This is a genomic window from Lapillicoccus sp. (assembly GCF_036559105.1).
Taxonomy (GTDB): domain Bacteria; phylum Actinomycetota; class Actinomycetes; order Actinomycetales; family Dermatophilaceae; genus Lapillicoccus.
Genome location: NZ_DATBTV010000001.1, coordinates 1 through 5,132, shown reverse-complemented (window position 1 = coordinate 5,132; position 5,132 = coordinate 1). Strand labels below are relative to the sequence as shown.

Here is a 5,132-nt window from a genome sequence, read left to right as displayed (position 1 = left end):
CGCCCTCACCGCGGCTACCGGTACCTACAAGGTGTTCTTCGCGGCCTTCCCGATCGAGGCGTTCGGGACGGCGGCAGACAAGGCGACGCTGGTGGGCAACACGCTCAAGTGGTTCGCGACGTCCTGACCTCTGTGAGTGGGACGCCGTCGTCCGCGAGCTTCTCGCGGTCGACGGCGTCTCGCGACGTGATCAGGGCCTGGATGTCGTCCTGGACGTCCCAGACGTTGACGTTCATCCCGGCGGTGACGCGATCGCCGTCGAGCCAGAACGCGATGTACTCCCGGCCGTCCAGGTCGCCCCGGATGACGATGTCGTCCTCCCGGCCGCCCCGGCCGGAGTACTCCAGCCCGAGGTCGTACTGGTCCGAGTAGAAGAACGGGAGCTTGTCGAAGTCCCCCGGCTTCCCGAGCACACCCTTGGCCACGGTCGGCGGGCGGTCCAGTGCGTTGGCCCAGTGCTCGACGCGGACCCGTTGGCCCAGCGCCGGTGTATCCGCGTTGGCGACGTCCCCGACGGCGAAGATGTCGGGATCGCTGCTGCGGCCCTGCGCGTCGACGACGATGCCGTTGTCGAGCTCGAGGCCCGCGGTGACGGCGAGGTCGGTGTTGGGGATGGCGCCGATCCCGACGAGGACGGCATCGGCCGGGATGCTCGTCCCGTCGCCGAGCACGACGGCCGCCACCTTGTGGCTGTCGGCGGCCGGCTCGATGGCCGCGATGGTGACGCCGGTCCGCAGGTCGACGCCGTGCTCTCGGTGCAGGTCGGCGAACGACCGGCCGAGCACCGGGCCGAGAACCGCCATCAGCGGCTCCTCGGCCATCTCGAGGACCGTGACGTCAGCGCCGGCCTCGCGAGCTGCTGATGCCGCCTCCAGCCCGATCCAGCCGCCACCGACGATGACGACCTTCGCGTCCTTTTGGAAGGCCTCTCTCAGCCGTTCGCTGTCCTCCAGCGTGCGCAGGTAGAGCACCCCGCCCAGGTCGGCGCCAGGCAGGTCGCTGCGCCGCGGAGAAGCTCCCGTGGCGAGGACGAGCTTGTCGTATGCGGTCCGGCTGCCGTCGGTCGCGAGGACCTCGTGGGCGCCGGCGTCGAAGGACGTCACCGCCGTCCCGATGCGCAGGTCGACGTCGTGCTCGGCATACCAGGCCTCGGGCAGGACGTAGCCGTCCTCAGCGCCCTGCTCGCCCCTGAGGAAGGCCTTGGAGAGCGGCGGCCGGTCGTAGGGAATGTGCCGCTCCGCGGCGAACAGGACGATCGACCCGGCATACCCCTCGGCGCGCAGCGCCTCGGCGGTCTTGGCCGCCGCGAGGCCCCCTCCGACGATGACAACCCGCTGGACATCCGCTGTGGGCATGGGTGCGCCTTTCGTTCCTCGTCGTCGTCGATGTGAGGATGGGCGCATGCGGCACCCGAAACGAAACCTACGGCAGCGCGGCGCCGTGGCCTCTGTCGGTGTGCTGACGTTCGTCACCACCCTGACCGCCTGCGACGTCGTCAACAAGCCACCCACTCCCGACCAGACCGCGAAGGCACTGGCCGCCGGCCTCGCCGGTGGCGACCTCAACAAGGTGCCGTTCGACGGGGCGACGTCGGCGAACGTGGCGGCGTTCATCGGGACGGCCGTGGGCGACCTCAAGGACGTGAAGCGGGCCGTCACGGTCAGCCAGGTCTCGGAGCCGAAGTCCAACGAGCGGACGGCCACGGCCACGCTGGCGTTCACGTGGACGCTGCCGTCGGCCGCCCCCGCCTCGGCGACCGCGACGGCCACCGGAACGCCCTCGGGGTCCTCCAGCGCGACGCCCAGCGCGAGCGCGACGCCCAGCGCGAGCGCGCCGACGCCGTCGTCGGCCACGACGACCGGAGCCGGTGGCGGCACGGACGTGGTCTGGAGCTACACCACCACCGCGAACCTCAGCCGGGCCCAGGACGAGACCTGGCACGTGACCTGGAACCCGGCGGTGTTCGCCCCGAACCTCACCGGCTCCGAGAAGCTGGCCCTGACGACGGTCGCCGCCAAGCGTGGCGACATCGTCGGAGCCAACTCGACGCCGTTGATGACACAACGCGACACCGCACAGGTGGGCATCGACAAGACCAAGGTGGGCGCGGACCAGCAGCAGGCCGCGGCCGCGGCCCTCGCCCAGCTGGTCGGCACCGATCCGGCGGCCTACGCCAAGGCGGTCGCGGCCGCCGGTGCCAAGGCGTTCGTCCCCTTGATCATCGTGCGGGCCGACGACCCCATCCTCACGACGCAGACGGCGGCGGTCGCGGCGATCCCGGGGGCGGTGAGCATTCCCGGAAAGTCGGTCATCGGCCCGTCGCCGAACTTCGCCCGGTCGATCCTCGGCACGGTCGGCGAGGCCACCGCCGACCTGGTCCAGAAGTCCAACGGAGCCCTCAAGGCGGGTGACGTCGTCGGGCTCTCCGGCCTGGAGCAGCGCTACGACGCGCGGCTGCGTGGCACCACGGGCCGAACCATCCAGGCCGTGGGGACGGACGCCGCGGGCAAGCAGTCCAGCCGCGACCTGTTCACCTCGCCGGCCGTCGACGGCAAGCCGCTCGTCGTGACCCTCGACGCCACCGCGCAGACGGTGGCCGAGGCAGTGCTGCAGGGCGGCTCCACCAACACTCCGACGTCACTCGTCGTGGTCCGGCCGTCCACCGGTGAGATCGTCGCGGCGGCCAACGGGCCGGGCAGCAACGGCCTCGCGGTCGGGACCACGGGCCAGGCGGCTCCGGGCTCGACCTTCAAGATGGTCACGGCCCTGGCACTGCTCCGCGCCGGCCTCACCCCGGACTCACCGGTTTCGTGCACCCCGACCGTCAGCGTCGGCGGCCGGTCGTTCAAGAACTACAACGACTACCCGCCGAACAAGATGGGCACCATCCCGCTCCGGACCGCGTTCGCCAACTCCTGCAACACCGCGTTCATCTCCAACCAGGACAAGGTCTCGCAGGCCGACCTCGCGTCGGCCGCCGCCGCCCTGGGCGTAGGTGTCGACCTCGACGTGGGCTTTCCGGCATACCTCGGCTCGGTCCCGACCACCGCCACGTCGACCGAGCACGCGGCGTCGATGATCGGCCAGGCCAAGGTGCTCGTCTCCCCGATGGACATGGCGACCGTTCTGGCGTCCGCGGTCAAGGGCTCCGTCGTCCGGCCGCGCCTCGTCGACGACAACCCGTCCGCCGCCGGGTTCCCGACCCCGGACAAGCCCCTGCAGCCCGCGGAGGCCCAGGCCCTGCAGTCGATGCTCGGCGCGGTCGTCTCGGAGGGCAGCGGGGCGTCTTTGGCGTCCGACGGCGTGACGGCGGCCAAGACCGGCACCGCGGAGTACGGCACGGCGAACCCGCCCCTCACCCACGCCTGGATGGTCGCAGCGAAGGGCGACCTCGCCGTCGCCGTCTACGTCGAGAACGGCGAGTCCGGGTCGAAGACCGCGGGCCCGCTGCTCAAGGCGTTCCTCGAGGCCTACTCCGGCTGACGCCGCTCCGCCTCGGCGTCGCGCTTGGCGAGCACGTCGTCGGCCCGCTCCCGCGCGCGGTCGCGGGCATCGTTCTCGCCGTCGCCCATCCGGTCGTCGGTCACGTCCTCGTCCGTGGTCTCGTGAGTGGTCTCGTGAGTGGTCTCGCTCGTGGCGACCGGGTCGGACGTCACCGACGTCGGCCCCGTCTGGTCGTCCTCGTCGACACCGCGCATGTTGCCGATGCGGTGCAGCGGCTGACCCTGCTCGGCGCCGATCGGCGCACCGGTGGGCTCGTCGCCCTCGTAGGCGTGGGTGTGCTCGTGGCCGTGCTGCGCGTGGTCGTCGTCCGCGTGGTCGTGGTCCCGCGCCGCTGACGAGGCCCCGAACCCCGTTGCGGCCCGCTCCGCGGCCGGCGTCTCGACCGGGTCGCCGTCCTCGGCGAGGCGGTTTCCCTCCTTGTCGGTCGCCACGTCCGGGTCGAGCGCGTCCGCGCGGCGCAGCTGCTCCTCGGTGGTGGCGGCTGCGCTGTCACGGTCCATGCTCGCGCGCTGGGCGGTGACCTCGGCCTGCTGGGCCTCGGCCGCTCGCTGGTCCGCCTCGGCACGGACCCGGCGGGCCTCGGCCTCGGACGCCGCCGCAGCGGCCTCCTTCTCACGCAGCTCCATCTGGTGGTCGGCTGTCGGCTCGCGCAGCTCGGCTGCCTCCATGCGGCGGTTCTCACGCTGCCGGGAACGGGACATCACCAGCGCGACGACGATCGCGACGACGACGACCAGCAACAGGATCCAGACCCAGGCGTCCATGGCGGGGTACTCCTTGTTTCGGGGTTGCGGCTCGAGGTCGAGCCGCTCGCCACGCTAGTCGTGGAGCCCCGCGCCCGCACGGCGACAGGCGGCAGGTTCACCGCCCCCGCGAGTTCGCCAAATTCCTCGCTCCAGGGGGTGGCGCCGGGGCTCCGGAAGGGGTGACATGGTGCCCTGGGCCCGAACCTGCAGTTCGCCGGCAGTGTGGCACGGCGGGGCCCGACCAAGGAGGCTCGAATGTCCGAAACCGCACCGAGCGAGGCGGTCGACGAGAAGGCAGATCAGGTGGTGGAGATCGACACCGTGCTTCCGCACAGCGTCGACCACGTATGGCGCGTCCTCACCACCAACGACGGCGCCCAAGCCCTGCTGGGTCCCGGCGCCCGCCTCGGCGGCAAGGGCGAGCCGTGGCATGCGGACGACGGTAGCCACGGGGTCTGGCGCAGCTACCACCCCCTCGAACAGGTGCGGGTCTCCTGGCACGCGGCCGCCGACGCCCCCCGGTCGCTGGTCGACCTCCATCTCGCCGCCGAGGGCGACGGGACGCGGGTGTCACTGCGCCACGAGCCGGCCGGCCCCGACCGCGCCGCCATCGAGCAGCGCTGGTCCGCCGCGCTCGACCGCCTCGACGCGCTGGCCTGACCCCCTTCGGTCGGCGATTCCGCCCGGCCGTGAGCCGCCGGACCCGGGCCGGCACAAACCCTGACGCTGATCTCAGTGGCGGTGGCGATACTGAGCCGATGGGACGGCCCGCGGCGGGGTGGCGAGCGGTCGTGACCGCAGTGGTCGCGGCCGCCGCGCTCGGCGCGTGCACGTCCACCGACGGTGCCGGGTCCACGACCGCCACCGCCGGCAGCGGTCCTC

The 5,132-nt window shown here is 72.2% G+C and carries 4 protein-coding genes; 2 read left to right on the top strand and 2 right to left on the bottom strand.

Going from position 1 to position 5,132, the window contains the following annotated elements; genetic code table 11:
• Positions 1-104: 104 nt before the first annotated feature.
• Positions 105-1,355 (bottom strand): NAD(P)/FAD-dependent oxidoreductase, encoded by a 1,251-nt coding sequence (locus VIG79_RS00020; protein ID WP_331880502.1) that lies wholly within the window; start codon positions 1,353-1,355, stop codon positions 105-107.
• Positions 1,356-1,401: 46 nt separating this feature from the next.
• On the opposite strand from VIG79_RS00020, the gene VIG79_RS00015 reads away from it, so the two are divergent.
• Positions 1,402-3,483, top strand: coding sequence for a penicillin-binding transpeptidase domain-containing protein (locus VIG79_RS00015; protein ID WP_331880499.1), 2,082 nt, complete (start codon positions 1,402-1,404; stop codon positions 3,481-3,483).
• Here VIG79_RS00015 and VIG79_RS00010 read toward each other — a convergent pair.
• Complete coding sequence (locus tag VIG79_RS00010) at positions 3,471-4,268, bottom strand: hypothetical protein (protein ID WP_331880497.1); 798 nt, start codon at positions 4,266-4,268, stop codon at positions 3,471-3,473. The two genes, VIG79_RS00015 and VIG79_RS00010, sit on opposite strands and share 13 nt — an antisense overlap.
• 237 nt (positions 4,269-4,505) lie before the next feature.
• Here VIG79_RS00010 and VIG79_RS00005 point away from each other — a divergent pair, with 237 nt between their 5' ends.
• A complete protein-coding gene (locus tag VIG79_RS00005) occupies positions 4,506-4,910 on the top strand; it encodes an SRPBCC domain-containing protein (protein ID WP_331880495.1) in 405 nt (134 codons plus the stop codon).
• The last annotated feature ends 222 nt before the right edge of the window (positions 4,911-5,132 follow it).